This is a genomic window from Pseudomonas sp. B21-017, assembly GCF_024749245.1.
Classification (GTDB): domain Bacteria; phylum Pseudomonadota; class Gammaproteobacteria; order Pseudomonadales; family Pseudomonadaceae; genus Aquipseudomonas.
The window spans coordinates 5,025,347-5,048,830 of record NZ_CP087194.1; the positions used below are offsets into that span (position 1 = coordinate 5,025,347).

Consider the following 23,484-nt stretch of genomic DNA (forward strand, 5'->3'; position numbering starts at 1 on the left):
GTACTGCGCTGCCGCCATTCCCCTTGGCGCTGCTTTTCGCTACCCTTCAGACTTTGATCGGTACTGATAAGCTCGTACGCCGGTTTCCAGCCTCCATTTTCGGCATCACAAGCCCCGATCCAGCGTTGCCACCCCTCGCTCTTGCCATACTGGAGCACGTTGCAACCTTCGGCTGGGGGTTTGTGAATTCGCATCCGCAGGCTCGTCCCGGCAAAAAGCCCATAAACAGTATCGACCGCTCATCGCTTTAGGAATGCTGCATGTCCACCCCCACAGTTCGCGAACAATTCCTTGTCATCAGTGCCCTCGGCGCCAACCCCATGGAGCTGACTAACGTCCTGTGCCGCGCCAGCCATGAAAACCGCTGCGCCGTGGTCACCTCTCGCCTGACGCGTCATGGCGAATGCAGCGCGCTGATCCTTGAGATCTCCGGCAGCTGGGACGCCCTGGCGCGCCTCGAAGGCAGTCTGCCAGTACTGGCCAAACGACACGCTTTCACTGTCAACGTGGTGCGCAGCGCAGCCCTGGAGAACCGCCCCCAGGCCCTGCCGTACGTCGCCTACGTCAGCTCGGCCTACCGCCCGGACATCATCAACGAGCTGTGCCAGTTCTTCATGGACCACAACGTCGAGCTGGAGAATCTGACCTGCGACACCTATCAGGCTCCGCAGACCGGCGGCACCATGCTCAACGCCACGTTTACCGTGACCTTGCCGGCCGGCACCCAGATCAGCTGGCTGCGCGACCAGTTCCTGGATTTCGCCGACGCCATGAACCTGGACGCACTGATTGAACCGTGGCGCCCACAAAACCCAATGTAAGGAAGCTTTCATGGCCGTAGCCATCGACCAACCGGTTGCCGACTTCGAAGCACCCGCCACCAGCGGGCAGACCGTCAGCCTCGCGGCCCTCAAAGGCAAGCAAGTGGTGATTTATTTCTACCCGAAGGACAGCACGCCGGGCTGCACCACCGAAGGCCAGGGTTTTCGCGACCAGTACGCGGCGTTCAAGGCGGCCAACACCGAGGTGTTCGGCCTATCTCGCGACAGCCTGAAGTCTCACGAAAACTTCAAGTGCAAGCAGGAGTTCCCCTTCGAGCTGATCAGCGACAAGGACGAAGCCATCTGTCAGCTGTTCGACGTGATCAAGCTTAAAAAGCTCTACGGCAAGGAATATATGGGTGTTGATCGCAGCACGTTCCTGATCGACAAGGATGGCGTGCTGCGTCAGGAATGGCGCGGCGTGAAGGTGCCGGGGCATGTGGATGCGGTTTTGGCGGCTGCTCAGGCGCTGAACAAGGCCTGATTTTTTGGGCGTCTATTCGGACGCCTTCGCGGGCAAGCCCGCTCCCATAGGGATGGTATGAACCCTGTGGGAGCGGGCTTGCCCGCAAAGAGGCCCTCAAATCGACGATCAAAGCAGCGGCGACACCTCCGGCTCCTTGCGCGGCCAGGCATCCAGCACGGCTTTGAACAACGTCGCCAGGGGAATCGCAAAGAACACGCCCCAAAAGCCCCACAACCCGCCAAACAGCAGCACCGCGCAGATGATCGCCACCGGGTGCAGGTTGACCGCCTCCGAGAACAGCAGCGGCACCAGCACGTTACCGTCCAGCGTCTGGATGATCCCGTAGACCGCCATCAAATAGATGAACTGATCGCTCCACCCCCATTGGAACAGCGCAATCAGCAGCACCGGCACGGTCACCACCACCGCCCCGACATAGGGCACCACTACCGACACACCCACCAACAACGCCAGCAGCGCCGCATAGTTGAGCCCCAGCGCCACGAAAGCGATGTAGGTCACGCCCCCACAAATGAAGATTTCGATGACCTTGCCACGAATGTAATTGGCAATCTGCCGGTTCATTTCCTGGGCGACTCGAGTGATCAGCGCTCGCTCCCGCGGCAGGTAACCACGCACCCACTGGCCGATCATCTCCCGGTCCTTGAGGAAGAAGAACACCAGGATCGGCACTAGCACCAGGTAGATCATGATGTTCACCAGCAGCGGCAAGCTCGACAACGAGAACGTCAGCGCCCACTGGCCGAATTTGCCGATCTCGCCCCGCGCCACTTCGATTGCCTGTAGCACTTGCTCATCCGACACCAGATGCGGATAACGCTCGGGCAGCAGCAATAGCAGTGATTGCCACTTGGCGAGCATGCCGGGCAATTCGTTGAACAGCGTGATCAACTGATGCCAAAGCAATGGCACCACGACGAGGATGAATACCAGCAGCCCCCCCATGAACAACGCGAAGACCAGCCCCACCGCCGCGGCCCCCGGCAGACGCAGGCGCTCGAGGATCACCACCAACCCCTGCATCAGATACGCCAGCACCATCCCGGCCAGCACTGGCGCAAGCATTCCACCCAGGGTGAGTACGGCGGTAAATGCCAGAAACAGCAGCACCGCCAGCACCACGGCCTCTTCATCCGAGAAATAGCGCTGAATCCAGTCGCGTAACACTTTGAACATCAATAATCCTTAGGAACGAACGCCGCAGGTTTCAGGCTTTTTTCAACCAATAGCGGTAAACGCCCGCCTCATCTTCTTCACGAAGCAGCGTATGACCGGCCAATCGGGCAAAGGTGCGAAAATCGCGCTGAGAGCCCGCATCGGTGGCAATCACCTTGAGCACCGCCCCGCTGGCCAGTCGGTTGAGTTCCATCTTGGCCTTGAGCAACGGCAGCGGACAATTCAGACCGCTGGCGTCCAGCTCGGCGTCGTGGGTTACAGCGTCAGTCATCGAATCACTCCGGGGCAGGGGTTGAGTCGCTTAGAATATCTGGTCCCAAGCGTAGTGTCCGGCTACAGTAACGTCTTTGTCGACTAAGGCTTTGTGCATGACTTTTTTGCGCCCTACCCTGCTGACGCTCGCTTGCCTGCTCGCCTCACCGGGCTTCGCCGACGACTTGCCGTCACTCGGTGACGCCAGTTCTGCCATCGTCTCGCCGCAACAGGAATACCAACTGGGCCGTGCGTGGCTGGCGATGCTGCGCAGCCAGGTGTCGCAACTCAACGATCCGCAACTCAAGGATTACGTCGAGTCGAGCATCTACCGACTGGTGGAGACCAGCCAGGTCAATGACCGACGCCTGGAGTTCATCCTGATCAACAGCCCACAGCTCAACGCTTTCGCTGCGCCGGGCGGGATCGTCGGCGTCAACGGGGGCTTGTTCCTCAACGCCCAGACCGAAGGCGAATATGCCTCGGTCCTGGCCCACGAACTGGCCCACTTGTCGCAGCGTCACTTCGCCCGTGGTGTCGAAGCCTCGCAACGCATGCAAGTTCCTATGATGGCTGCATTGCTGGCCGGGATCGTGATTGCCGCTGCCGGCGCAGGCGATGCCGGGATCGCAACCATTGCCGGCACCCAGGCGGCGGCGATGCAGGAACAACGACGGTTCTCGCGCCAGAACGAACAGGAAGCCGACCGTATCGGCATCATGAATCTGGAGAAGGCCGGTTACGATCCGCGCTCGATGCCGACCATGTTCGAACGGCTGATGCGCCAGTACCGCTACGATGCCAAGCCGCCGGAATTCCTGCTGACTCACCCGGTGACCGAATCGCGTATCGCCGACACCCGCAACCGTGCCGAACAGGCCAAACCGGGCGGTATCGAAGACAGCATGCGTTATCAGCTGATTCGTGCACGCGTGCAGCTGATCTATGAAGAAACCCCAGGCTTGGGTGCCAAGCGCTTCCGCGCCCAACTCGATGAAAACCCGAAAAACGACGTCGCGCGCTATGGCCTGGCAATCGCCCAGATCAAGGGCGGCCAGCTGAATGAAGCTCGCGAGAACCTCAAGCAGCTGCTGACCAAGTCGCCGAACGAGATCATCTACAACCTGGCGCAGGTCGATCTGGACATCACCAATAATCGTCTGCCCGATGCTCAGTCACGGGTTGACCGGATGCTGACTCAGTATCCGGGCAACTACCCACTGAATCAGGTGCGTGTCGATCTGCTGCTCAAGCAGAATCGAGCAGCCGATGCGGAAAAAGCGCTGGAGAACCTGCTCAAGACCCGCCCCGAAGATCCGGACGTCTGGTACCTGGTGGCCGAGACTCGCGGCCTGTCGGGCAACATCATCGGCCTGCATCAAGCTCGTGCAGAGTACTTCGCACTGATCGGCGATTATCGCCAGGCGATCCAGCAACTGGACTTCGCCAAACGCAAGGCGGGCAGCAACTTCCCGCTGTCATCGCGGATCGACGCACGGCAACGCGAGCTGATGGAGCAGGAACGCATGGTCAAGGACATGATGGGCTGACCGCTTCGAGGTCAAAATTCAGGTACAAAAAAACCGCCTCTTTCGAGGCGGTTTTTTATTCAGCCGACAACCGGTTTATTCAGCCAGCTTGAAGGTGATGAAGCTGGCGCGACCCTGGCGCAGAACCCGCATCGACACCGAGCGGTTCTTCGGCAACGCCTTGGCAATCTCGGTGAACTCCTTGGTGGAGCCGATCGCCTGGTTGTTCAGGTGAGTGATCACATCACCAGGCTGCAAGCCGATCAGGGCAGCAGGACCGTCCTGCACGTCCTTGATTACCACACCACCTTTAAGGTCGTAGGCTTTCTTCTGCTCATCGGTCAATTCGGCCACGGAAACACCCAGGCGATTGCTGCTGCGCTCCGCGCCAGATTTAGGCTGGGCGTCCAGCTCTTTGCCTTCTTCAGGGATAGCGCCGACGGTCAGCTCGACATTCTTGCGTTTGCCTTCGCGGATCACCTCAAGATTGGCTTTCGAGCCGGCCTTCAGCGCACCCACCAAGTGCGGCAGATCGGCGGACATGACGATCGGTTGACCGTTCATGCTCAGGATCACGTCGCCCACTTGCAGGCCACCCTTGGCAGCCGGACCGTCATCCTGGATCTGAGCCACCAGCGCACCGGCCGGTTTCTCAAGACCGAACGACTCGGCCAGATCTTTGCTCACTTCCTGGATCACCACACCCAACCAGCCACGGCTGACTTTACCGCCGCTTTTCAGCTGATTGGAAACGTCCATCGCCACATCGATAGGGATCGCGAACGACACGCCCATGAAGCCGCCGGAACGGGTGTAGATCTGCGAGTTGATGCCGACCACTTCACCGGCCAGGTTGAACAGCGGACCACCGGAGTTACCCGGGTTGATCGGCACGTCGGTCTGGATGAACGGAACATAGTTTTCGTTCGGCAGGCTGCGACCGATGGCACTGACGATGCCTTGGGTCACTGTGTGATCAAAGCCGAACGGCGAGCCGATGGCCACGACCCACTGACCGGCCTTCAGGTCCTGCGATTTGCCGAGCTTCAGAACCGGCAGGTTCTTGCCTTCGATTTTCAGCAAGGCGACGTCGGAACGCGGATCGGTACCGATCAGCTTGGCTTTCAACTCACTGCGATCGGCGAGGCGCACGAGAATCTCGTCGGCATCGGCGATCACATGGTTGTTTGTCAGGATGTAGCCGTCAGGCGAAATGATGAAACCCGATCCCAGGGACTGCGCTTCGCGCTGGCGATCGCCACGAGGTGAGCGTGGCTGCTGCGGCATACCACGTTCAAAGAACTCGCGCAGCATCGGCGGCAAGCCTTCAAGATCAGGCATTTGCTCGCTGGACACTTTGCGTTCCGGCAACTTCTGGGTAGTACTGATATTCACCACCGCGGGCGAGGCCTGCTCGACCAGTTGCGTGAAGTCAGGCAAGTCGGCCGCTTGCGCAGTGACCGCCTGACCGAGCACCAGCACGGTGGCAAAAATGGAGAGATAAGACTTCAAGCGTGGTATCGACATACGGCTCCCGTTACGACGAGCATGGTTAAGCGATATGGAGCAAGGAACACCGGAAACGATACGCCGGTATTTTTGTTCCGGGAACAACAAACAAGGCCAGAGCCGAGGGGCTCTGACCTATAAAAAATTTTCGGGATATTTGCAAATGAAAATGCTCGGCAAAACATTTCGAGGCCTCAACGACGGGGTAGCTATTGCCAACCTCCCGCACCCTACAGCCCCGATTGATGAGCATGACTGATCAGCTCACTGCTTGTTGGTAGCCGCGGCATCGTTGCGCATGGACAGCGCAATCCGTTCGGCGGTACCAATCGGTATTTCACCGACCACGGTCACCATTATTTCGCCTTGCGGAGTGGTCAAGCGACGGGACACAGCGACTGTTGGCCCCAGCTGGGTACGGGTGTCGGTGACTGTTGCCCCATTCAATGGCTCAAGGAACACCGAGAATCGGGCCAGACCGTCGTCGAACATCAGACTGTTGACCTGGACTTTGGTATCCGGATCCTTGTGAGAGTTACTGCTGGTCAGTTCGAAACCTGGCGGCAACCAGTCAGAATGCCAGACCTGCGCAGTCTTGACGGCGGACGCCTTGTCGCTGTCCAGGTTAATGGGCTTGCACTCGGAACCTGCCTGCAAATCGCTGTCGGAAGGCACCTCGGCAGTATCCAGCCGGGTGAACTGGAACCGTTCCAGCAGTTGCCCTTTGTCATTGAGCAACAATGACTTCAACGGCAAGCCTGTTTCCTTGTCCAGATGCAGTTCAAAACCATAGCGGTGCTGATCGCGAGGTGTCAACGAGACGATCACCGCCGAACGCCCGGCCACGCGCGACTTGCCGATGACGGCAAGGTCATACCAATTCTTTAGCTTTTGTGGATCGAGTGCACGAGCAGCGGAGTTGGGTGAGTCCCCCAGCCCTGCCATCAGGGTGCCGCTGACGCATTGAGTATGCCCATCAATGCGCACGACTTCCTGGGCCGAACCGTCGAGCTGAAGTAAACGCTCTTGGACTTTGCCATCCTGGACGCGATGCCAGATGTTATGGGTAGAAAAACTACCGTTACGCTCGTAGACGAAAGTACCGTGAAAGCTCTGCGTTTGCTCCGCCTGTCCCAGACGCTTCAGCCAGTCCTGGGCTTCATCGGCATGGGCTGGAACAATAAACCAGCCACTGAGCAGAAGCGTAAGTAGAGGTATGGCGCGCATGATCCTCCTTAACGGTTTTCCAGGCTTGCTGCACGAGCGTAAGGCAGAGCGCTCTCAGTACCTTTCAGTGCAGCCTGTTGAGCATGTTGGCGCAAGTAACCTGGCAGACGCTGATCGTGCCAGCCTGGCTGACCTTGCAATACACCGTTGGCCATAGGGCCAGTGGCGTCCGAACTCTCATTGTAGCCTGCCAATACAGCGGGACCCTTGACCTGAGGAGTGGTCAGACTTGGCTGATTAGAATGCTGAGCCAGTTCGACACCTGCGATCTCGTCCTGGTTGTACAGACGTACACCTGCCAGCACGGCAATGGTCACCGAAGCAGCGACTGCCAGACGACCCAGGCTGCGCCATGGACCACGAGAGGCTTTTGCCGGTACGGCTTCGTCAGCCAGCGCAGCAGAAACTGCCGCAGCGATGTCCAGACGAGGGAGCAGCAGGTCCTTGTGCATGACTGCCCGAGCGATCTGGTAACGAGCCCAGGTTTCGCGGGTTTCAACATCGTCGAAGGCATTCAACACCCGACGCAATTCCAGTTCGTCCGCTTCGTTATCCATCACTGCGGACAGCGATTCCTGCAGGGCTTCACGACTCATGGCGTTCCTCTCTTGGCTGTCGCCGCTGTCTCAGTTTTCCTGCAACAACGGCTGCAGGGCTTTATCGATGGCCTCCCGGGCGCGGAAGATCCGGGAGCGCACGGTACCCACCGGACACTGCATGACGCTGGCAATGTCCTCGTAACTCAGACCATCGAATTCACGTAAAGTTAAAGCCGTACGCAAATCTTCTGGCAGTTGCTGAATGGTTCGATGGACGGTGCCTTCGATCTCATCCCGCAGCAATGCACGTTCTGGCGACTCGAGATCCTTGAGGCCATGATCGCCATCATAGAACTCTGCATCCTCGGAACTGACATCGCTATCCGGCGGCCGACGGCCGCGTGAAACCAGATAGTTTTTCGCCGTGTTGATGGCGATACGGTAAAGCCACGTATAAAACGCGCTGTCTCCGCGAAAATTACCAAGTGCACGGTACGCCTTGATAAAGGCTTCCTGTGCGACATCCTGGGCTTCATGGGTGTCGTGCACGAAACGCACGATCAACCCGAGAATTTTGTGCTGGTATTTCAGCACTAGCAGATCGAAAGCTCGCTTGTCGCCGCGTTGAACGCGCTCGACCAGCTGCTGATCCTCTTCCTGGGTTAGCATGAACACTCCTCGATAAGCTCGAAGGAGGCTTGCATTACTGAACGACCAGACTTGCAAACATAGACTCGGGCTTTTCGCAAAAGTTCTCCCCCTCCAAGCAAGTTTCCTGCGGGCTCTGATTTGGCACGCACGAAAAGCGCAGCGCGGGAAACCCAGGCTGCGCGAATAATCTTGTCATCGGATTCGTCAGCAGGGACCTAACCGCAAGTCCCGCACCGAAACCGACACTGTCCTTTGTTCCAGGCAACCGTCTATTGATCTTGAGCCTTTGGCAAAAGTTCCATATTTATAGCCGCCTGAAACCGACATTGTGCAACCGTGAAACGAAAAAGACTGTTAAATCCACGATACAGTCGCCTTATCGCCAACACAGTCAAAAAAACTTCCGACGAAGAGTCCAGTCTTTTCCGTCACAGTAGTTTCACAATGCCATGTGGGCCCGGCTATTGTGCCGCTCCCCCCCTCTATATACTAGTGGGCTGTGTGGCTGTCCTGACTCGCCGATCCAGCTGTCTTGCGCCACCCCCGACCCGGGTCGCTTTGAGCGGAATCCTGAAATGAGCCAACAGTTTCAACACGATGTTCTGGTAATTGGCAGCGGTGCTGCCGGCTTGAGTCTTGCGCTGACCTTGCCCGGTCATTTGCGCATCGCCGTATTGAGCAAAGGCGACCTCGCCAATGGCTCGACCTTCTGGGCCCAGGGCGGTGTCGCCGCCGTCCTGGATGACACCGATACTGTCGAGTCCCACGTCGACGATACCCTCAACGCCGGGGGTGGCCTGTGCCATGAAGACGCCGTGCGCTTTACCGTCGAGCACAGCAGAGAAGCGATTCAATGGCTGATCGACCAAGGCGTACCCTTTACCCGTGACGAACAGTCCGGCACCGAAGACGGCGGTTTCGAGTTTCACCTGACCCGCGAAGGCGGTCACAGCCATCGACGCATCATCCACGCCGCCGATGCGACGGGTGCGGCGATCTTCAGAACCCTGCTCGACCAGGCCATACAGCGGCCCAACATCGAGCTGCTGGAACAGCGGGTCGCAATCGATCTGATCACCGAAAAGCGCCTGGGCCTTGAAGGCGACCGCTGCCTCGGTGCCTACGTCCTCAACCGCAGCACGGGTGAAGTCGACACTTACGGTGCGCGCTTCGTGATCCTTGCGTCGGGCGGCGCAGCGAAGGTCTACCTCTATACCAGCAACCCTGATGGCGCCTGCGGTGATGGCATCGCCATGGCCTGGCGTTCGGGCTGCCGGGTGGCGAACCTGGAGTTCAACCAGTTCCACCCGACCTGCCTTTATCACCCGCAAGCCAAGAGTTTCCTGATAACCGAAGCCCTGCGCGGCGAAGGCGGACACTTGAAGCTGCCTAACGGCGAACGCTTCATGCAGCGCTTCGATCCACGGGCCGAACTGGCACCACGGGACATCGTCGCCCGCGCCATCGACCATGAGATGAAGCGCCTGGGTATCGACTGCGTTTACCTGGACATCAGCCACAAGCCTGAAGACTTCATCAAGACGCACTTCCCGACGGTCTATGAACGCTGCCTGGAATTCTCGATCGACATCACCAAACAACCGATTCCGGTGGTGCCGGCGGCGCACTACACCTGCGGCGGCGTGATGGTCGATCAGCGGGGCCGCACCGACGTGCCGGGCCTGTATGCGATTGGTGAAACCAGCTTCACCGGCCTGCATGGCGCCAACCGCATGGCCAGCAACTCGCTGCTGGAATGTTTCGTTTATGCCCGTTCGGCGGCGACGGACATTCTTGAGCAGTTGCCAGAGGTGTCGATTCCGACCGCCCTGCCCGTCTGGGATGCCAGCCAGGTCACCGACTCCGACGAAGACGTGATCATCGCGCACAACTGGGACGAACTGCGGCGATTCATGTGGGACTATGTGGGCATCGTACGCACCAACAAGCGCCTGCAACGAGCCCAGCACCGAGTGCAATTATTGCTGGACGAAATCGACGAGTTCTACAGCAACTATAAAGTGAGCCGAGACCTGATCGAGCTGAGGAACCTGGCTCAGGTAGCAGACCTGATGATCCGGTCGGCCATGGAACGCAAGGAAAGTCGCGGCCTGCATTACACCCTCGACTACCCGAACCTGCTGCCGGTCGCCCTGGACACTATTCTGGTGCCGCCCACCTACGCCGACTGAACTTGAGCCGAACCCGCAGGCGTCGGTGCACATCCGCCGCCTGCGAATCCCGCGGCACGCATATCGCCCTGACACCTCGCTCGCCCCGCAGACGAAAGCGCAGCACCACAACCAACGGCAGCGCCAAGCTATCCGGTTTTAGCTGCACCGGTTGCCAGCCCTCTGCCTGATTCCACAACTGCCAGCCATCGGCATCGCGACGCAAGCCGCGAAAAGCCTGTGGGTGTGTCAGCAGAATCTGTCGCGGCAATACCCAAATGCTGTGAGCCACGCACAACGCTACGCCGAGCAGGTCGGCCCAGAGCGGTATCGAGAGAAGAAACAGCGAACCCAACGCGAACAGCTGGGCGAGAAGATAGGCCGCCAGCAACTGCCGTGAGGCATGCCAGCGGCATTCGAACGCGTTACTTGGGCTGGACACGATCCAGGATCATGCGAACCATGCGCTGCAGCTCCGGATCTTCCGATTCGGCGCGTTCCATGAACCAGCCGAACATGTCCTGATCCTCGCACTCCAGCAGGCGGACATACAGCGCGCGATCTACCTCGTTCAGATTCGCGTAAACCTCTTTCACGAACGGCACCAGAAGCACGTCAAGTTCCAGCATGCCGCGACGGCTGTGCCAAAAGAGGCGGTTCAGTTCAACGTTATCGACCATGGAGCGCTCCTCAAATAGGCCGCAAGTATACAGCCCCGAGGCGAGCCGAACAGTCGGCTTTGGTCGGCACTGACGATCCTTTGTGAACTACCCATTTCAAGGGCGCCCCCTTATGATGTCCCTCAGACTCTTTACCCTGCGATGACCCATGGCCGATTCTGCTTTTTTCTGCACCCTGTCTCACGAAGGCGTTCTCGCGGTACGCGGCTCGGATGCCAGCAAATTCCTGCAAGGCCAATTGACTTGCAACCTCAATTACCTGAGCGAAACCCAGGCCAGCCTTGGCGCGCGTTGCACGCAGAAAGGCCGGATGCAGTCGAGTTTCCGCATTCTGCTGGAAGGCGACGGAGTGCTCATGGCGATGGCCAGCGAGCTGCTGGAGCCGCAATTGGCGGACCTGAAAAAGTACGCGGTGTTCTCCAAATCGAAACTGACCGACGAAAGTGCCGGCTGGGTTCGTTTTGGCCTTGAGCATGGCGATGCGGCACTGGCCAGCCTGGGCCTGGCGCTACCGGTCGACACCGACAGCGTCGTGCGTAATGACGGCCTGATCGCCCTTCGCGTCTCGCCTGAGCGCGCTGAACTCTGGGTGAACGCCGATCAAGCCGACACCATCAAGGGCAAGCTGTCCGCCCTGCTGGCCGAAGGCGAACTGAATCAATGGCTGCTGGGCCAGATCCGCGCTGGGATCGGCCAGGTCATGCCCAGCACCCGCGAGCTGTTCATCCCGCAGATGCTCAATCTGCAAGCCGTCGGCGGCGTGAGCTTCAAGAAGGGTTGCTACACTGGCCAGGAAATCGTTGCGCGCATGCAATACCTGGGCAAACTCAAGCGTCGTCTGTATCGCTTGCAACTGGAAGGTAGTGAACTGCCTGAACCCGGCACGCCACTGTTCTCCCCGACTCACGGCAGTTCGATCGGTGAAGTGGTGATCGCTGCTCGCACCGAGCAAAACATTGAACTCCTGGCCGTGCTGCAAGCCGAAGCTGCAGAAGATGGCAACCTGCACCTTGGCGCACTCGAAGGTCCGGGCCTGCATTTGCTCGACCTGCCTTACCAACTGGATCGTGATCGCGAAATCCAGCGTTAACAGCAGCACTTGTCGCAATACCCTAGAGAAAAGAAATGAGTGAGCTGGCGGATAAGGTCCAACAGGATTTGGTTGAGGCCATCGATAATGATGACCTGGTTCTGCCAACATTACCGGAAGTGGCCCTGCAGATTCGCAAGGCCGCCGAAGACCCGGAAATCAGTGTCAGCACCCTGAGCAAAGTGATCGGCCGTGACACCGCGCTGTCGGCGCGACTGATCAAAGTGGTCAATAGCCCGTTGCTGCGCGCGACCCAGGAAGTGACTGACTTGCACACGGCCATCACCCGGCTGGGCGTCAATTACAGCAGCAACCTGGCCATCGGCCTGGTGATGGAACAGATTTTCAATGCCCGTTCCGAAGTGGTGGAACAGAAAATGCGCGAGGTCTGGCGCAAAAGCCTGGAAATCGCCGGCGTCAGCTATGCGTTGTGCCGCAGCTACACACAACTCAAGCCTGATCAAGCGGCGCTCGGCGGGCTGGTGCATCAGATTGGCGTGTTGCCGATCCTGACCTACGCCGAAGATCACTATGAATTGCTGTCAGACCCGGTCAGCCTCAACCATGTGATCGAACGCATCCATCCGCTGCTCGGCGATAAATTGCTCAGGGTCTGGGATTTTCCGGAAATGCTGGTGCAATTGCCGGGGCTGTATCTGGATTTCAAGCGGCAATCGGCGCGGGTCGACTATGTCGATCTGGTGCAAGTGGCCAGCCTGTATTGCCACAAGGACACCGACCATCCTCTGGCTCGCATCGACCCGGTCAGTGTGCCTGCCTTCGAGAAGCTGGGGATCGATCCGGAGAACGAAGCGATGTGCAAGGATCTGGAAGAGTCGCGGTCGATGTTTTACTGATTTCTGTGGCGAGGGAGCTTGCTCCCTCGCCACAACAAGCCTCTCTGCGCAGGTATGAGTGTGTTCACTCCCCCGCAATAAAACTTACCCGCACTTTCAGCCCCGCCAACTCGCCATCGTGCAGGCTGATCTGCGCCAGATGGGCGCGGCAGATCTCGCCGACAATCGCCAGCCCCAATCCCGATCCCGCCACCTGCTGGTTGCGCCGGTAAAAACGCTCGAACACCCGCTCCCGCTCTTCAAGGGGAATTCCCGGACCATCGTCCTCGACCTCCAGCACCGCCGGCGCCGTGACCCGCAGAATCACATTGCCGCCCGGTGGCGTGTGGGCCAGTGCGTTGTCCACCAGATTGCTCAACAGCTCGTTCAGCAGCGTTGGCTCACCACGCATCCACACCGGCTCGTCAGCTTCCAGCGCCAGTGCCACGCCACGTGCATGGGCCAGCGGCGCCATGGCCATGCCCAGTTCACGGGCCAATTGACTGAGATCGAGCAACTGCGCACCGCCCTCGGCGATGGCCCGGGCGCCATTCTCGACCCGTGCCAGCGAGAGCAATTGATTGGCCAGATGGGTCAGGCGATCCGTACCCTGGGCGGCCGTTTCCAGGGTGCTGCGCCAGATTTCGGGTTCGTTCGAGCGCAAGCCCAGTTCGAGGCGAGCCTTGAGCGCCGCCAGCGGCGTGCGCAGTTCATGGGCGGCATCGGCGATGAATTGCGCCTGGCGCTCGAACTGCCCGCGCAACCGCTCGGTAAAGTGATTGAGCGCACGTACCAGCGGCCCCAGCTCGTGCTGCACTTCCACCAGCGGCAAGGGGCGCAAGTCATCGGGTTGACGCTCTTCCACCGCGGTACGCAAGCGCTCCAGTGGACGCAACGCCGCACTGACCGCAAACCACACCAGCAACAACGCACCGATCGCCAGCATGCCCAGCCGCAACAAGGTGTCAGCCATCAGGCTGCGCGCCATGCGGACCCGCGCCTCATCGGTTTCCGCCACGCGGATCTCCGCCATGCCGTTCATGTTCGGTTCGCTGACCGCTTTGAGCAGGCTGACCACCCGCACGTTCTGCCCTTGATAAGTGGCATTGTAGAAACGCGCCAGCGCCGGATAGTCATCGGTGCGCGGCGTTCCCGGTGGAGGTGGCGGCAGGTTTTCGTAGCCCGAAATCAGCTTCTGATTGATGTCGTTGACCAGGTAAAAAATCCGCCCGGCGCTGTCGTAGGCGAACGTGTCGAGGGCCACGTAAGGCACGTTGGCGCTGAGGCTGCCGTCGCGCTGGGACAGGCCGGCGGCGATGGTCCGCGCCGAGGCCAGCAAGGTCCGGTCATACGCGGTGTCGGCGGCTTCGCGACCGTTCCAATACGCACTCAAACCACTGGCGAGCATCAACACCACCAGCAGCAGCGCGAGGTTCCACAGCAACCGCCAACGCAGGCTGCTGAGCTTATGCATCGCGGCTTTCCAGCAAATAGCCAAGGCCACGGAAGGTCACGATGGCCACCGGTTGGCCGTCGAGTTTTTTGCGCAAGCGGTGGACGTAGATCTCGATGGCATCGGGACTGGCCTCCTCATCCAGGCCGAAGACCTGAGCCGCCAATTGCTCCTTGCTCATCACCCGGCCGGGACGGGCGATCAGGGCTTCGAGCACTGCCTGCTCGCGGGAGGTCAGGGTCAGCAATTCTTCGCCGAGGGTGAAGCGCCGGGTGTCCAGATCGTAAGCCAGCACGCCACAGCGTTGCTGGCGTTCACCGCCGAGCACACTGCGGCGCAGCAAGGCTTTGACCCGGGCTTCGAGTTCGGTCAGTTCGAAAGGTTTGGCCAGGTAATCGTCAGCCCCCAGGTTCAGGCCATGGACCCGGTCCTTGACGTCGCTGCGGGCGGTCAGCATCAGCACCGGCAGGTTCTTGCCCCGGGCCCGCAAGCGCGCCAGCACTTCGAAACCGTCCATGCGCGGCAAGCCGACATCAAGGATCGCCATGGCGTATTCCTCGCTGCTCAAGGCCAGGTCGGCCGCCACACCGTCGTGCAGCACATCCACGGTCAGCCCGGTGCTCTTGAGCGCCTGGGCGACACTTTCGGCAAGCTGCAGATGGTCTTCGACGAGCAGAACACGCATGGATCTTTACCTCATTCAGGGATGGTCGACGCCATTCTTTGGCGCGGAGTTTACAGCCGCATCCGTCGCTGTGAAGCCCGAAAACCGTGAAAGTCAGCTGAAAGGTTAGCGAAAGGTTAGCCGGTTAGAGTCCCGCTACGGACAGCTTTCACTGCCGTAGTCAGAGCACATAGCGATACGAAAAACGCCCCGAAGCGTTTTCGCCAATAAGAATAATAAACGGAGTATGTCACCATGCTGTCCATGCAGCTTCAGGCTCGCCCGCCTGTTCGTTTTTCCCGCCTCAACCACACCGCCCTTGTCAGCGCCGCCGCCCTCGCCGGCTTTTCGCCGTTGAGCCAGGCTGCCTTCTTCGAAGACAGTAAGGCAACCTTCGAAACCCGCAACATGTATTTCAACCGCGACTTTCGCGATGGCACCAGCGCCCAGCAATCCAAGCGGGACGAATGGGCCCAGGGGTTCATGCTCAATCTGCAATCGGGTTACACCGACGGCACCGTGGGGTTTGGTGTCGATGCGCTGGGCATGCTGGGGGTAAAACTCGATTCGAGTCCGGACCGCACCGGTACCGGCCTGCTGCCAACCCATGACGACGGGCGCGCGGCGAACGAGTATTCCAAGCTCGGCCTGACCGGCAAAGTGAAGATCTCCGCCACGGAGCTGAAAATCGGCAGCCTGATTCCGGAACTGCCGATCCTCAAGCCCAACGACGGTCGCATTCTGCCGCAGACCTTTGAAGGCGGGATGCTGACCTCCAAAGAGATCAAGAACCTGACCTTCACCGGCGGGCGTCTGGAGAAAGCCAAGGACCGCGACAGCACCGACTTCGAAGACATCGCCCTCAACAACAAGAACAGCCGCTTCGCCGGCACCGTGGCAGGCAAGCATTTTGACTTTGGCGGCGTGGACTACAAGTTCACCGACAAGATCACCGGCAGCTACCACTTCGCTCAACTCGACGAAGTCTACAACCAGCACTTCCTCGGCGTTGTCGCTTCGCAACCGTTCGGCCCCGGCACTTTCGGTACCGACCTGCGGTTTGCCATCAGTGACGATGAGGGCGCGGCCCGTGGCGGCAAGATCGACAACAAATCCCTGAACGGGCTGGTGAGCTACGCCTTGAGCGGGCATAAACTCAGCGCCGGCTATCAGCGCATGTCCGGTGACAGCGCCTTCCCCTACGTCGATGGCAGCGATCCGTACCTGGTCAACTTCGTGCAGATCAATGACTTTGCCGGCGCCGAAGAACACTCCTGGCAGGCACGTTACGACTATGATTTCGCCAAACTCGGCGTTCCCGGCCTGAGCTTCATGAGCCGTTACGTGAGCGGCGACAACATCAAGCTCAAGAACGGTGATGAAGGCAAAGAGTGGGAACGCAACACCGAGATCAAATACGTCGTACAAAGCGGCGCCCTCAAGGACGTTGCCGTACGCCTGCGCAATGCCACCTACCGTTCCAACTACTCCGCTCGCGATGCCGATGAAGTGCGTCTGCTGGTGAGCTATAGCGTTGCCCTTTGGTAATTCAGTACGTCCATAACAAAAACTCTTAAGGAGACTTGAATGAACCTATCACTGCGAAAAGTTGCTCTGGCCACCGGCATCATGCTGTTCGCCGGCCAATTGCTGGCCGAACCCAAACGCCCGGAATGCATCGCCCCGGCTTCGCCGGGCGGCGGTTTCGACCTCACCTGCAAACTGGCGCAAAGCGCGCTGGTCAACGAAAAACTGCTGACCAAACCGATGCGCGTGACCTACATGCCCGGCGGTGTCGGCGCGGTGGCGTACAACGCTGTGGTCGCTCAGCGCCCGGCCGATGCCGGTACGCTGGTGGCCTGGTCCAGCGGTTCGCTGCTGAACCTGGCGCAAGGCAAATTCGGGCGTTTCGATGAAAGCGCCGTGCGCTGGTTGGCGGCGGTTGGCACCAGTTATGGCGCCATCGCGGTGAAAAGCGATTCGCCCTACAAGACCCTGGACGATCTGGTCAAAGCCCTGAAAAAAGACCCAAGCTCGGTGGTGATCGGTTCCGGCGGCACCGTCGGCAGCCAGGACTGGATGCAAACCGCCCTGATCGCCAAAGCGGCCGGGATCAACCCGCGCGACCTGCGTTACGTCGCCCTCGAAGGCGGCGGTGAAATCGCCACCGCCCTGCTCGGCGGCCACATCCAGGTTGGCAGCACCGACATCTCCGACTCCATGCCACACATCCTGAGCGGTGACATGCGTCTGCTGGCGGTGTTCTCCGAGAAGCGTCTGGACGAGCCGGAAATGAAAGACATTCCGACCGCTAAAGAGCAGGGCTACAACATCGTCTGGCCGGTGGTTCGCGGCTTCTACCTCGGGCCAAAAGTCAGCGACGAAGACTACGCCTGGTGGAAAAACGCCTTCGACAAACTGCTGGCCTCCGAGGATTTCGCCAAGCTGCGCGATCAGCGTGAACTGTTCCCGTTCGCCATGACCGGCCCGGAGCTCGACACCTACGTGAAGAAGCAGGTCGCGGACTACAAAGTGCTGGCCAAAGAGTTCGGCCTGATCCAGTGATCGCCTCTGTCTAGCGGCTGCGGCCCCGGTTCTCGGGGTCGTGGCCCAGGAGTTCCCCATGCTCATACAACGCATTTTTGCTTCGGTGCTGTTGCTGGCCTGTGTCGGCCTGGCGCTGATGGCGTGGCCGTATCAAGCGGCTTTTTCCTACGAACCGGTCGGGCCTCGCGCCTTCCCCCTGCTGATGCTCGGCCTGATGGGCCTGGCTTTGCTGTACATGGTGTTTCGGCCGGCGCCGATCGTGCACAGCGATGACGACCCGAAACTGGACCGCGAAACCCTGATCAAGATCGGCATCTGCGTGGCGCTGTTGCTGGTGTTCGCCGGGGCCTTCGAACCCCTTGGTTTCATCGTCGCCAGCATTCTGATCGGGGTCCCGATGGCACGCCTGTATGGCGGCCGCTGGCTGCCCAGCGCGGTGATCATCAGCCTGATGGCCATCGGTCTTTATCTGCTGTTCGACAAGTTGATGGACGTGCCACTGCCGTTGGGCGTGCTCGACGTTCTGGAGAACTGATATGGATACTCTTGGCTATTTGGGTCAGGGCTTCGGCGTTGCGCTGAGCCCGTACAACCTGGTGACCGCACTGTGCGGCACCTTGATCGGGACCGTCGTCGGGCTGCTGCCGGGGCTGGGGCCGATCAACGGCGTGGCGTTGCTGATTCCGATCGCGTTCGCCCTCGGCCTGCCACCGGAGTCGGCGTTGATCCTGCTGGCGGCGGTGTACCTGGGTTGCGAATACGGCGGCCGGATCAGCTCCATCCTGCTGAACATTCCGGGCGAAGCCTCCACCGTCATGACCACCCTCGACGGTTACCCGATGGCCCGCAAGGGTCTGGCCGGTGTAGCGCTGTCGCTGTCGGCGTGGAGTTCGTTCATCGGTGCCTTCATCGCGACTTGCGGCATGGTGCTGTTCGCCCCGCTGCTGGCGAAATGGGCGATTGCCTTCGGACCGGCGGAGTATTTCGTACTGATGGTGTTTGCGATTGTCTGTCTCGGCGGCATGGCCGGCGACCGACCGCTGAAGACCTTCATTGCAGCGCTGATCGGTCTGTTTCTGTCGAGCGTCGGCATCGATGCCAACAGCGGCGTATACCGCTTCACCGGGGATAACATTCATCTGACAGACGGCATTCAGTTCGTCGTGCTGGTATTGGGCCTGTTCTCCATCAGCGAAATCCTCTTGCTGCTGGAAAAAACCCACCGTGGCCAGGAAGCGGTGAAAGCCACCGGGCGCATGATGTTCAACTTCAAGGAAGCCTCGGCGGTGTTCGTGGTAAACGTCCGTTGCGGTTTGCTGGGCTTCATCATGGGCGTATTGCCGGGTGCCGGCGCGACGCTGGCCAGCGCGGTGGCCTACATGACCGAGAAACGTATCGCCGGCGCCAAGGGCACTTTCGGCCAAGGCGACATGCGTGGCCTCGCGGCTCCGGAAACCGCCATCGGTGGCGCAGCCTGCGGTGCCCTGGTGCCGATGCTGACCCTCGGTGTTCCGGGCTCGGGGACCACGGCGGTGATGATCGGCGCACTGTCGCTGTACAACATCACCCCGGGCCCGCTGTTATTCCAGCAGCAGCCAGACATCGTCTGGGGCCTGATCGCGTCGTTGTTCGTCGCCAACGTGATGCTGGTGATCCTCAACATCCCGATGATCCGCATCTTCACCCGCATCCTCGCCGTGCCGAACTGGGCACTGGTGCCGGTGATCGCGATCATCACCGGGATCGGCGTCTACGCCGTACACGCCACCACCTTCGACCTGTTCCTGATGATCGGCATCGGCATCTTCGGCTACATCCTGCGCAAGCTGGACTTCCCGTTGTCGCCGGTACTGCTGGGCTTCATCCTCGGTGGTCTGATGGAACAGAACCTACGTCGCGCGCTGTCGATTTCCAACGGTGCACTGGAAATCCTCTGGTCGAGCCCGATCACGTTCGGTTGCTGGGTGCTGACTGCCATCATGTTGCTGATGCCGCTGCTGCGCATCTGGCGCAAACGTTCGGTCGCCCGGCGCGCTATCGCCGATGCCTGATCGAACACCCTTCAAAGCCTGGTGGGGTACACCGCTGGTCGGTCTGCTGGGCGGTTACCTCGCCAGCCAGATCGGCTGGCCTCTACCGTGGATGGTCGGCTCGTTACTGGCGATCATCCTCGTGCGCTGCCTGACACCCTGGCAACTGGCGGAAATCCCTGGCGGGCGCAAGTGCGGCCAGTGGGTTGTCGGCATCGGCATCGGCCTGCACTTCACCCCGGTGGTGATGGAGCAGGTGCTGAGCCACTTCGGTCTGATCTTCTTCGGTGCGTTGGTCACCAGCCTGTCCGCGGTGGTCGGGGTCTGGTTGATGCGGCGTACCGGCGAAGATCGCGCCACGGCGTTCTTTTCCAGCATGCCCGGTGGCTCCGGGGAGATGGTCAACCTCGGCGCCCGCAATGGCGCGGTGCTCAGCCGTGTCGCGGCGGGACAAAGCCTGCGGGTGCTGGTGGTGGTGCTGTGTGTGCCGGCGGCGTTCAAGTATCTGTTGGGCGACGGTGCGCCGGCCTTGCATGCTGCGACCGTCAACTGGTGGTGGCTGGCCCTTCTGTTCCCGGCGGGCGCCCTGGCCGCCTGGATCTGGGAGCGCCTGCGGCAACCCAACCCCTGGCTGTTCGGGCCGTTACTGGTGAGTGCGGCAGTGAGCATTGGTTGGGACCTGCACATCGGCTTGCCCAACGGCGGCAGTCAGATCGGCCAGTGGCTGATCGGCAGCGGGTTGGGCTGCCACTTCAATCGACAGTTCTTCCGACGGGCACCGTCCTTCATGGGCCGGACCCTAATCGGCACGGTGTTGACCATGTTGATCGCCACGCTGGCGGCACTGGGGTTGAGTGTATTGACCCATCTGGATCTGCGTTCGCTGACGCTGGGCATGATGCCCGGCGGGATTGCCGAGATGAGTTTGACGGCTGAAACCCTGCAACTATCGGTACCGCTGGTGACGGCGATGCAGGTGATGCGGCTGTTGTTCGTGTTGTTTTTGGCGGAGCCGTTGTTCAGGTATTGGAACCGGGAGCCGGATTCTCCCTGATATGAGTCCTGTGGCGAGGGGGCCTGTCGGAACGCCGCATCGCCCCGTTCGGCTGCGAAGCTGTCGTAAAATCTGAGGACTTCGGTGTGGTTGGTTTTGGGGCCGCTGCGCGACCCAACGGGGGCAAGCCCCCTCGCCACAATCTTCACACCGGCGGCAACCGCCACTCGATCGGCGTCTCGCCATTCTGTTCCAGAAACTTGTTCGCCCGACTGAAATGCCCGCACCCGAGGAAGCCGCGATAAGCCGACAGCGGCGACGGGTGAACCGACGTCAATACCAAATGCTTGGTGGCGTCGATGAGTTTCTGCTTGCTCTGGGCATGCGCACCCCACAGCAGGAACACCAGATGCGGCTGGTGCTCGCTGACCACTTCGATAATCCGGTCGGTAAAGTGCTGCCAGCCCTTGCCCGCGTGGGCGTTGGCATTCGCCCGCTCCACGGTCATGGTGGTATTGAGCATCAACACGCCCTGCTCCGCCCAACTCTGCAGGTAGCCATGGTTGGGGATGTCGATGTTCAGGTCGCGTTTCAACTCTTTATAGATGTTCATCAGCGACGGCGGCGCCGGTACACCCGGCTGCACCGAGAAGCACAGCCCATGGGCCTGACCTGGGCCGTGGTATGGATCCTGCCCGAGGATGACCACCTTGACCTTGTCCAGCGGCGTGGAATTGAGCGCATTGAAAATCAACGGTCCCGGCGGATAGATCTCCTTGCCCGCCGCGCGTTCCTGTTGCAGGAAAGTGCGCAACTCTGCCATGTAAGGCTGGTCGAATTCGGCACGCAGGGCCTCCTTCCAGCTCGGTTCGAGTTTGATACGGTCGTCAGCAGTCATGGTTACATCCGGCAAAAACAATGGGGCGAACCCTAGGAAAGCCCATCACGCTTGTCAATTGATCTGACGCAGATCCGGCATTTTCCTATAGAGCGATCATACTGAACGCTCAAATTCCCGATCGAGGTCATGATGAATCTGCACTTCGAAGAACTCACCGGCACCGACGGCGCACGCATCGGCATCGCCAGCCTGGATGCCGAAAAGTCCCTCAACGCCCTCTCCTTGCCGATGATCAACGCCTTGCGCGATCAACTGGACGCCTGGGCCAAGGAACCACAGATCGTTTGTGTACTGCTGCGCGGCAATGGCGACAAGGCCTTTTGCGCCGGCGGTGAAGTGCGCAGTCTGGTGGAAGCGTGTCGCGCCCATCCCGGGGAAGTACCGCCCTTGGCTGCGCACTTCTTCGCGGCAGAATATCGCCTCGACTTCAAGTTGCACACCTACCCGAAACCGTTGATCTGCTGGGGTCATGGTTACGTGCTGGGCGGCGGCATGGGGCTGCTGCAAGGGGCGGGCATTCGGGTTGTCACGCCGAGCAGCCGATTGGCGATGCCGGAGATCAGTATCGGTTTGTACCCGGACGTCGGCGCCAGCTGGTTTCTGTCGCGGCTGCCCGGCAAGCTCGGATTGTTTCTCGGCTTGACCGGCGCCCGGATGAACGGTCGCGATGCAATCGATCTGGACCTCGCGGACCGCTTTTTGCTCGATCAACAACAGCCGGAGCTGATCGAAGGTTTGCTGCAATTGAACTGGCAGGAACAGACCGCCATGCAGCTCAACAGCCTGCTCAAGGCCTTGCAACAAGAAGCGCTCGTAAAAATGCCCGAAGCGCAGTGGCTGCCGCGACGCCAGCAGATCGACGAGTTGCTGGATGTCAGCGACGTTCGTTGTGCCTGGAAGGCCATCAGTGCGCTACGCGTTCATAAAGACCCGCTGCTCAGTCGTGCGGCCTGCACCATGATTGAAGGCTCGCCCCTGACCGCTCATCTGGTGTGGGAACAGATCGCCCGCGCCCGGCACCTGTCGCTGGCTCAAGTCTTTCAGATGGAATACACCATGAGCCTCAATTGCTGCCGTCATCCGGAACTCAGCGAGGGCGTGCGCGCGCGGTTGATCGACAAGGACCAGAAACCTCACTGGCACTGGCCGGATATCAACACGGTGCCGGAGGCGGCGGTGGAAGCGCATTTTCACAAGGTCTGGGAAGGTCGGCATCCGTTGGCCGATCTGTCGGAATACTGAAATCCAGGCAAAAAAAAGCGGCGCTTCATGCGCCGCTTTTGATTGAGGAGTTAGCGACGGCCGCCTCGGCCATCGTTGTCGCCATGATCGCCTCTTCCGCCATGGTGATCCCGTCCACTGTGGCCCCGGGAATCGTCGTTCCAGTTGCCGCGACTACGACCATCCCAACCGTCGCGACGACCATCCCAACCACCGCGGTCATGACGGTCCCATCCGCGATTCTGGCTGCCGCGGTAGTCGTAATAGCGCGGTGCCGGTTGATAAACCCGCGGCTGGTAGTAATAACGTGGCGATGGCTGGTAATACCGTGCAGGCGGCGAGTAATACCTGCGCGGAGCTGTGTAGTAACCACCATCGGAGTAATACGGCGCTGGGGACGTGTAGACATCCGAGCGGTAGTAGCTGTCGCCATCGGAATAGGGCACGCACGCACCAAGAAACAATCCCGATAGAACGATCAGCAGAATATGGCGGAGCTGTTTTCGACAGAGCATGGCGGCCTCCTGGACCGCGAGTGAGCCACGCCAGCGACGCTGGCAGGCGACAGTCAATTGTTCGGCGACTGTCGAAAGATCAGACAGTGAAATCGGGATCTGGTGCGTTTCTGTAACACGCCGAAACAAGTAGCCGATGAAAGGTTTTTCATCCTGCGCAAAAGAAAACGGCGCCTGCGTAAGCCGCAGGC

The 23,484-nt window shown here is 60.0% G+C and carries 24 protein-coding genes; 12 read left to right on the forward strand and 12 right to left on the reverse strand.

Annotation, left to right across the window (positions count from 1 at the left end):
- The first annotated feature begins 260 nt into the window (after nucleotides 1-260).
- Entirely contained in the window at nucleotides 261-821 is a 561-nt protein-coding gene (locus LOY28_RS22650) for a glycine cleavage system protein R (RefSeq protein ID WP_007898662.1), read from the forward strand.
- A 10-nt stretch (nucleotides 822-831) separates the two neighbouring features.
- The gene (locus tag LOY28_RS22655) at nucleotides 832-1,305 is read left to right on the forward strand and encodes a peroxiredoxin (protein WP_018926778.1); all 474 of its coding nucleotides are present in this window, start codon (nucleotides 832-834) and stop codon (nucleotides 1,303-1,305) included.
- A 108-nt stretch (nucleotides 1,306-1,413) separates the two neighbouring features.
- On the opposite strand, the gene LOY28_RS22660 is transcribed toward LOY28_RS22655, so the two are convergent.
- Both LOY28_RS22660 and LOY28_RS22665 read right to left on the reverse strand, forming a co-directional pair.
- Nucleotides 1,414-2,484, reverse strand: a complete 1,071-nt coding sequence (locus LOY28_RS22660; protein WP_018926779.1) for an AI-2E family transporter — start codon at nucleotides 2,482-2,484, stop codon at nucleotides 1,414-1,416.
- 31 nt (nucleotides 2,485-2,515) lie between these two features.
- On the reverse strand, nucleotides 2,516-2,755 hold the full coding sequence (locus tag LOY28_RS22665; protein WP_007941445.1) for a sulfurtransferase TusA family protein: 240 nt from the start codon (nucleotides 2,753-2,755) through the stop codon (nucleotides 2,516-2,518).
- Nucleotides 2,756-2,852: 97 nt separating this feature from the next.
- Between LOY28_RS22665 and LOY28_RS22670 the strand changes: the two genes are divergently transcribed.
- The gene (locus LOY28_RS22670; RefSeq protein WP_258612576.1) at nucleotides 2,853-4,286 is read left to right on the forward strand and encodes a M48 family metalloprotease; all 1,434 of its coding nucleotides are present in this window, start codon (nucleotides 2,853-2,855) and stop codon (nucleotides 4,284-4,286) included.
- 75 nt (nucleotides 4,287-4,361) lie between these two features.
- Here LOY28_RS22670 and LOY28_RS22675 read toward each other — a convergent pair whose 3' ends face one another.
- The 4 genes from LOY28_RS22675 to rpoE all read right to left on the reverse strand — a co-directional run bounded on the left by LOY28_RS22675 (nucleotide 4,362) and on the right by rpoE (nucleotide 8,209).
- Nucleotides 4,362-5,792 (reverse strand): DegQ family serine endoprotease, encoded by a 1,431-nt coding sequence (locus LOY28_RS22675; protein WP_019647985.1) that lies wholly within the window; start codon nucleotides 5,790-5,792, stop codon nucleotides 4,362-4,364.
- A 246-nt stretch (nucleotides 5,793-6,038) separates the two neighbouring features.
- On the reverse strand, nucleotides 6,039-7,001 hold the full coding sequence (locus LOY28_RS22680) for a MucB/RseB C-terminal domain-containing protein (protein ID WP_064619726.1): 963 nt from the start codon (nucleotides 6,999-7,001) through the stop codon (nucleotides 6,039-6,041).
- A gap of 8 nt (nucleotides 7,002-7,009) precedes the next feature.
- Nucleotides 7,010-7,597, reverse strand: coding sequence for a sigma-E factor negative regulatory protein (locus tag LOY28_RS22685; protein WP_064619730.1), 588 nt, complete (start codon nucleotides 7,595-7,597; stop codon nucleotides 7,010-7,012).
- Nucleotides 7,598-7,627: 30 nt separating this feature from the next.
- Nucleotides 7,628-8,209, reverse strand: coding sequence for an RNA polymerase sigma factor RpoE (gene rpoE / locus LOY28_RS22690; RefSeq protein WP_003172477.1), 582 nt, complete (start codon nucleotides 8,207-8,209; stop codon nucleotides 7,628-7,630).
- A gap of 557 nt (nucleotides 8,210-8,766) precedes the next feature.
- Here rpoE and nadB point away from each other — a divergent pair.
- On the forward strand, nucleotides 8,767-10,383 hold the full coding sequence (nadB, locus tag LOY28_RS22695; RefSeq protein ID WP_018926784.1) for an L-aspartate oxidase: 1,617 nt from the start codon (nucleotides 8,767-8,769) through the stop codon (nucleotides 10,381-10,383).
- Here the strand turns inward: nadB and LOY28_RS22700 are convergent.
- Complete coding sequence (locus tag LOY28_RS22700) at nucleotides 10,352-10,804, reverse strand: protein YgfX (protein WP_258612577.1); 453 nt, start codon at nucleotides 10,802-10,804, stop codon at nucleotides 10,352-10,354. The genes nadB and LOY28_RS22700 overlap by 32 nt on opposite strands.
- Nucleotides 10,788-11,042 carry a succinate dehydrogenase assembly factor 2 gene (locus LOY28_RS22705; protein ID WP_007941436.1) on the reverse strand — a complete coding sequence of 85 codons (255 nt, stop codon included), beginning with the start codon at nucleotides 11,040-11,042 and terminating at the stop codon, nucleotides 10,788-10,790. The genes LOY28_RS22700 and LOY28_RS22705 overlap by 17 nt, the downstream gene beginning before the upstream one ends.
- A 148-nt stretch (nucleotides 11,043-11,190) precedes the next feature.
- On the opposite strand from LOY28_RS22705, the gene LOY28_RS22710 reads away from it, so the two are divergent.
- Together LOY28_RS22710 and LOY28_RS22715 are read left to right on the forward strand one after the other, a co-directional pair.
- Nucleotides 11,191-12,132 carry a folate-binding protein YgfZ gene (locus tag LOY28_RS22710; RefSeq protein ID WP_064619736.1) on the forward strand — a complete coding sequence of 314 codons (942 nt, stop codon included), beginning with the start codon at nucleotides 11,191-11,193 and terminating at the stop codon, nucleotides 12,130-12,132.
- 35 nt (nucleotides 12,133-12,167) lie between these two features.
- The gene (locus LOY28_RS22715) at nucleotides 12,168-12,989 is read left to right on the forward strand and encodes an HDOD domain-containing protein (protein WP_086944831.1); all 822 of its coding nucleotides are present in this window, start codon (nucleotides 12,168-12,170) and stop codon (nucleotides 12,987-12,989) included.
- Nucleotides 12,990-13,053: 64 nt separating this feature from the next.
- Here the strand turns inward: LOY28_RS22715 and LOY28_RS22720 are convergent, their stop codons facing one another.
- Both LOY28_RS22720 and LOY28_RS22725 read right to left on the reverse strand, forming a co-directional pair.
- Entirely contained in the window at nucleotides 13,054-14,442 is a 1,389-nt protein-coding gene (locus LOY28_RS22720; protein WP_086944830.1) for a sensor histidine kinase, read from the reverse strand.
- On the reverse strand, nucleotides 14,435-15,106 hold the full coding sequence (locus tag LOY28_RS22725) for a response regulator (RefSeq protein ID WP_007941432.1): 672 nt from the start codon (nucleotides 15,104-15,106) through the stop codon (nucleotides 14,435-14,437). The genes LOY28_RS22720 and LOY28_RS22725 overlap by 8 nt, the downstream gene beginning before the upstream one ends.
- Nucleotides 15,107-15,340: 234 nt before the next feature.
- On the opposite strand from LOY28_RS22725, the gene LOY28_RS22730 reads away from it, so the two are divergent.
- From LOY28_RS22730 to LOY28_RS22750, 5 genes are read left to right on the forward strand one after another with little or no spacing between them, the layout of a single operon-like run.
- Nucleotides 15,341-16,633, forward strand: coding sequence for an OprD family porin (locus LOY28_RS22730; RefSeq protein ID WP_086944829.1), 1,293 nt, complete (start codon nucleotides 15,341-15,343; stop codon nucleotides 16,631-16,633).
- A gap of 39 nt (nucleotides 16,634-16,672) precedes the next feature.
- Nucleotides 16,673-17,650 carry a tripartite tricarboxylate transporter substrate binding protein gene (locus LOY28_RS22735; protein WP_018926791.1) on the forward strand — a complete coding sequence of 326 codons (978 nt, stop codon included), beginning with the start codon at nucleotides 16,673-16,675 and terminating at the stop codon, nucleotides 17,648-17,650.
- Nucleotides 17,651-17,708: 58 nt separating this feature from the next.
- Complete coding sequence (locus LOY28_RS22740) at nucleotides 17,709-18,167, forward strand: tripartite tricarboxylate transporter TctB family protein (RefSeq protein ID WP_018926792.1); 459 nt, start codon at nucleotides 17,709-17,711, stop codon at nucleotides 18,165-18,167.
- 1 nt (nucleotide 18,168) lies between these two features.
- Nucleotides 18,169-19,683, forward strand: coding sequence for a tripartite tricarboxylate transporter permease (locus LOY28_RS22745; RefSeq protein WP_064619745.1), 1,515 nt, complete (start codon nucleotides 18,169-18,171; stop codon nucleotides 19,681-19,683).
- A complete protein-coding gene (locus tag LOY28_RS22750) occupies nucleotides 19,676-20,716 on the forward strand; it encodes an AbrB family transcriptional regulator (protein WP_258612578.1) in 1,041 nt (346 codons plus the stop codon). The genes LOY28_RS22745 and LOY28_RS22750 overlap by 8 nt, the downstream gene beginning before the upstream one ends.
- Nucleotides 20,717-20,861: 145 nt before the next feature.
- On the opposite strand, the gene ung is transcribed toward LOY28_RS22750, so the two are convergent.
- Nucleotides 20,862-21,554 carry a uracil-DNA glycosylase gene (gene ung, locus LOY28_RS22755; protein ID WP_258612579.1) on the reverse strand — a complete coding sequence of 231 codons (693 nt, stop codon included), beginning with the start codon at nucleotides 21,552-21,554 and terminating at the stop codon, nucleotides 20,862-20,864.
- Between the two features lie 132 nt (nucleotides 21,555-21,686).
- On the opposite strand from ung, the gene LOY28_RS22760 reads away from it, so the two are divergent.
- Nucleotides 21,687-22,799: an enoyl-CoA hydratase/isomerase family protein gene (locus LOY28_RS22760; RefSeq protein WP_018926796.1), complete on the forward strand. Its 1,113-nt coding sequence runs from the start codon at nucleotides 21,687-21,689 to the stop codon at nucleotides 22,797-22,799.
- Between the two features lie 50 nt (nucleotides 22,800-22,849).
- On the opposite strand, the gene LOY28_RS22765 is transcribed toward LOY28_RS22760, so the two are convergent.
- Nucleotides 22,850-23,293: a hypothetical protein gene (locus tag LOY28_RS22765; RefSeq protein ID WP_258612580.1), complete on the reverse strand. Its 444-nt coding sequence runs from the start codon at nucleotides 23,291-23,293 to the stop codon at nucleotides 22,850-22,852.
- Nucleotides 23,294-23,484: the final 191 nt, after the last annotated feature.

Excerpts from the sequence above, each read along its gene's own strand:
- LOY28_RS22765 (WP_258612580.1), bottom strand. The coding sequence starts at position 23,293 with ATGCTCTGTCGAAAACAGCTCCGCCATATTCTGCTGATCGTTCTATCG.
- LOY28_RS22720 (WP_086944830.1), bottom strand. The coding sequence starts at position 14,442 with ATGCATAAGCTCAGCAGCCTGCGTTGGCGGTTGCTGTGGAACCTCGCG.
- LOY28_RS22705 (WP_007941436.1), bottom strand. The coding sequence starts at position 11,042 with ATGGTCGATAACGTTGAACTGAACCGCCTCTTTTGGCACAGCCGTCGC.
- rpoE (WP_003172477.1), bottom strand. The coding sequence starts at position 8,209 with ATGCTAACCCAGGAAGAGGATCAGCAGCTGGTCGAGCGCGTTCAACGC.
- nadB (WP_018926784.1), top strand. The coding sequence starts at position 8,767 with ATGAGCCAACAGTTTCAACACGATGTTCTGGTAATTGGCAGCGGTGCT.
- LOY28_RS22735 (WP_018926791.1), top strand. The coding sequence starts at position 16,673 with ATGAACCTATCACTGCGAAAAGTTGCTCTGGCCACCGGCATCATGCTG.
- LOY28_RS22725 (WP_007941432.1), bottom strand. The coding sequence starts at position 15,106 with ATGCGTGTTCTGCTCGTCGAAGACCATCTGCAGCTTGCCGAAAGTGTC.
- LOY28_RS22665 (WP_007941445.1), bottom strand. The coding sequence starts at position 2,755 with ATGACTGACGCTGTAACCCACGACGCCGAGCTGGACGCCAGCGGTCTG.
- LOY28_RS22710 (WP_064619736.1), top strand. The coding sequence starts at position 11,191 with ATGGCCGATTCTGCTTTTTTCTGCACCCTGTCTCACGAAGGCGTTCTC.
- LOY28_RS22680 (WP_064619726.1), bottom strand. The coding sequence starts at position 7,001 with ATGCGCGCCATACCTCTACTTACGCTTCTGCTCAGTGGCTGGTTTATT.
- LOY28_RS22660 (WP_018926779.1), bottom strand. The coding sequence starts at position 2,484 with ATGTTCAAAGTGTTACGCGACTGGATTCAGCGCTATTTCTCGGATGAA.
- LOY28_RS22740 (WP_018926792.1), top strand. The coding sequence starts at position 17,709 with ATGCTCATACAACGCATTTTTGCTTCGGTGCTGTTGCTGGCCTGTGTC.
- LOY28_RS22750 (WP_258612578.1), top strand. The coding sequence starts at position 19,676 with ATGCCTGATCGAACACCCTTCAAAGCCTGGTGGGGTACACCGCTGGTC.
- LOY28_RS22730 (WP_086944829.1), top strand. The coding sequence starts at position 15,341 with ATGCTGTCCATGCAGCTTCAGGCTCGCCCGCCTGTTCGTTTTTCCCGC.
- LOY28_RS22675 (WP_019647985.1), bottom strand. The coding sequence starts at position 5,792 with ATGTCGATACCACGCTTGAAGTCTTATCTCTCCATTTTTGCCACCGTG.
- LOY28_RS22745 (WP_064619745.1), top strand. The coding sequence starts at position 18,169 with ATGGATACTCTTGGCTATTTGGGTCAGGGCTTCGGCGTTGCGCTGAGC.
- LOY28_RS22685 (WP_064619730.1), bottom strand. The coding sequence starts at position 7,597 with ATGAGTCGTGAAGCCCTGCAGGAATCGCTGTCCGCAGTGATGGATAAC.
- LOY28_RS22655 (WP_018926778.1), top strand. The coding sequence starts at position 832 with ATGGCCGTAGCCATCGACCAACCGGTTGCCGACTTCGAAGCACCCGCC.
- ung (WP_258612579.1), bottom strand. The coding sequence starts at position 21,554 with ATGACTGCTGACGACCGTATCAAACTCGAACCGAGCTGGAAGGAGGCC.
- LOY28_RS22715 (WP_086944831.1), top strand. The coding sequence starts at position 12,168 with ATGAGTGAGCTGGCGGATAAGGTCCAACAGGATTTGGTTGAGGCCATC.
- LOY28_RS22650 (WP_007898662.1), top strand. The coding sequence starts at position 261 with ATGTCCACCCCCACAGTTCGCGAACAATTCCTTGTCATCAGTGCCCTC.
- LOY28_RS22670 (WP_258612576.1), top strand. The coding sequence starts at position 2,853 with ATGACTTTTTTGCGCCCTACCCTGCTGACGCTCGCTTGCCTGCTCGCC.
- LOY28_RS22760 (WP_018926796.1), top strand. The coding sequence starts at position 21,687 with ATGAATCTGCACTTCGAAGAACTCACCGGCACCGACGGCGCACGCATC.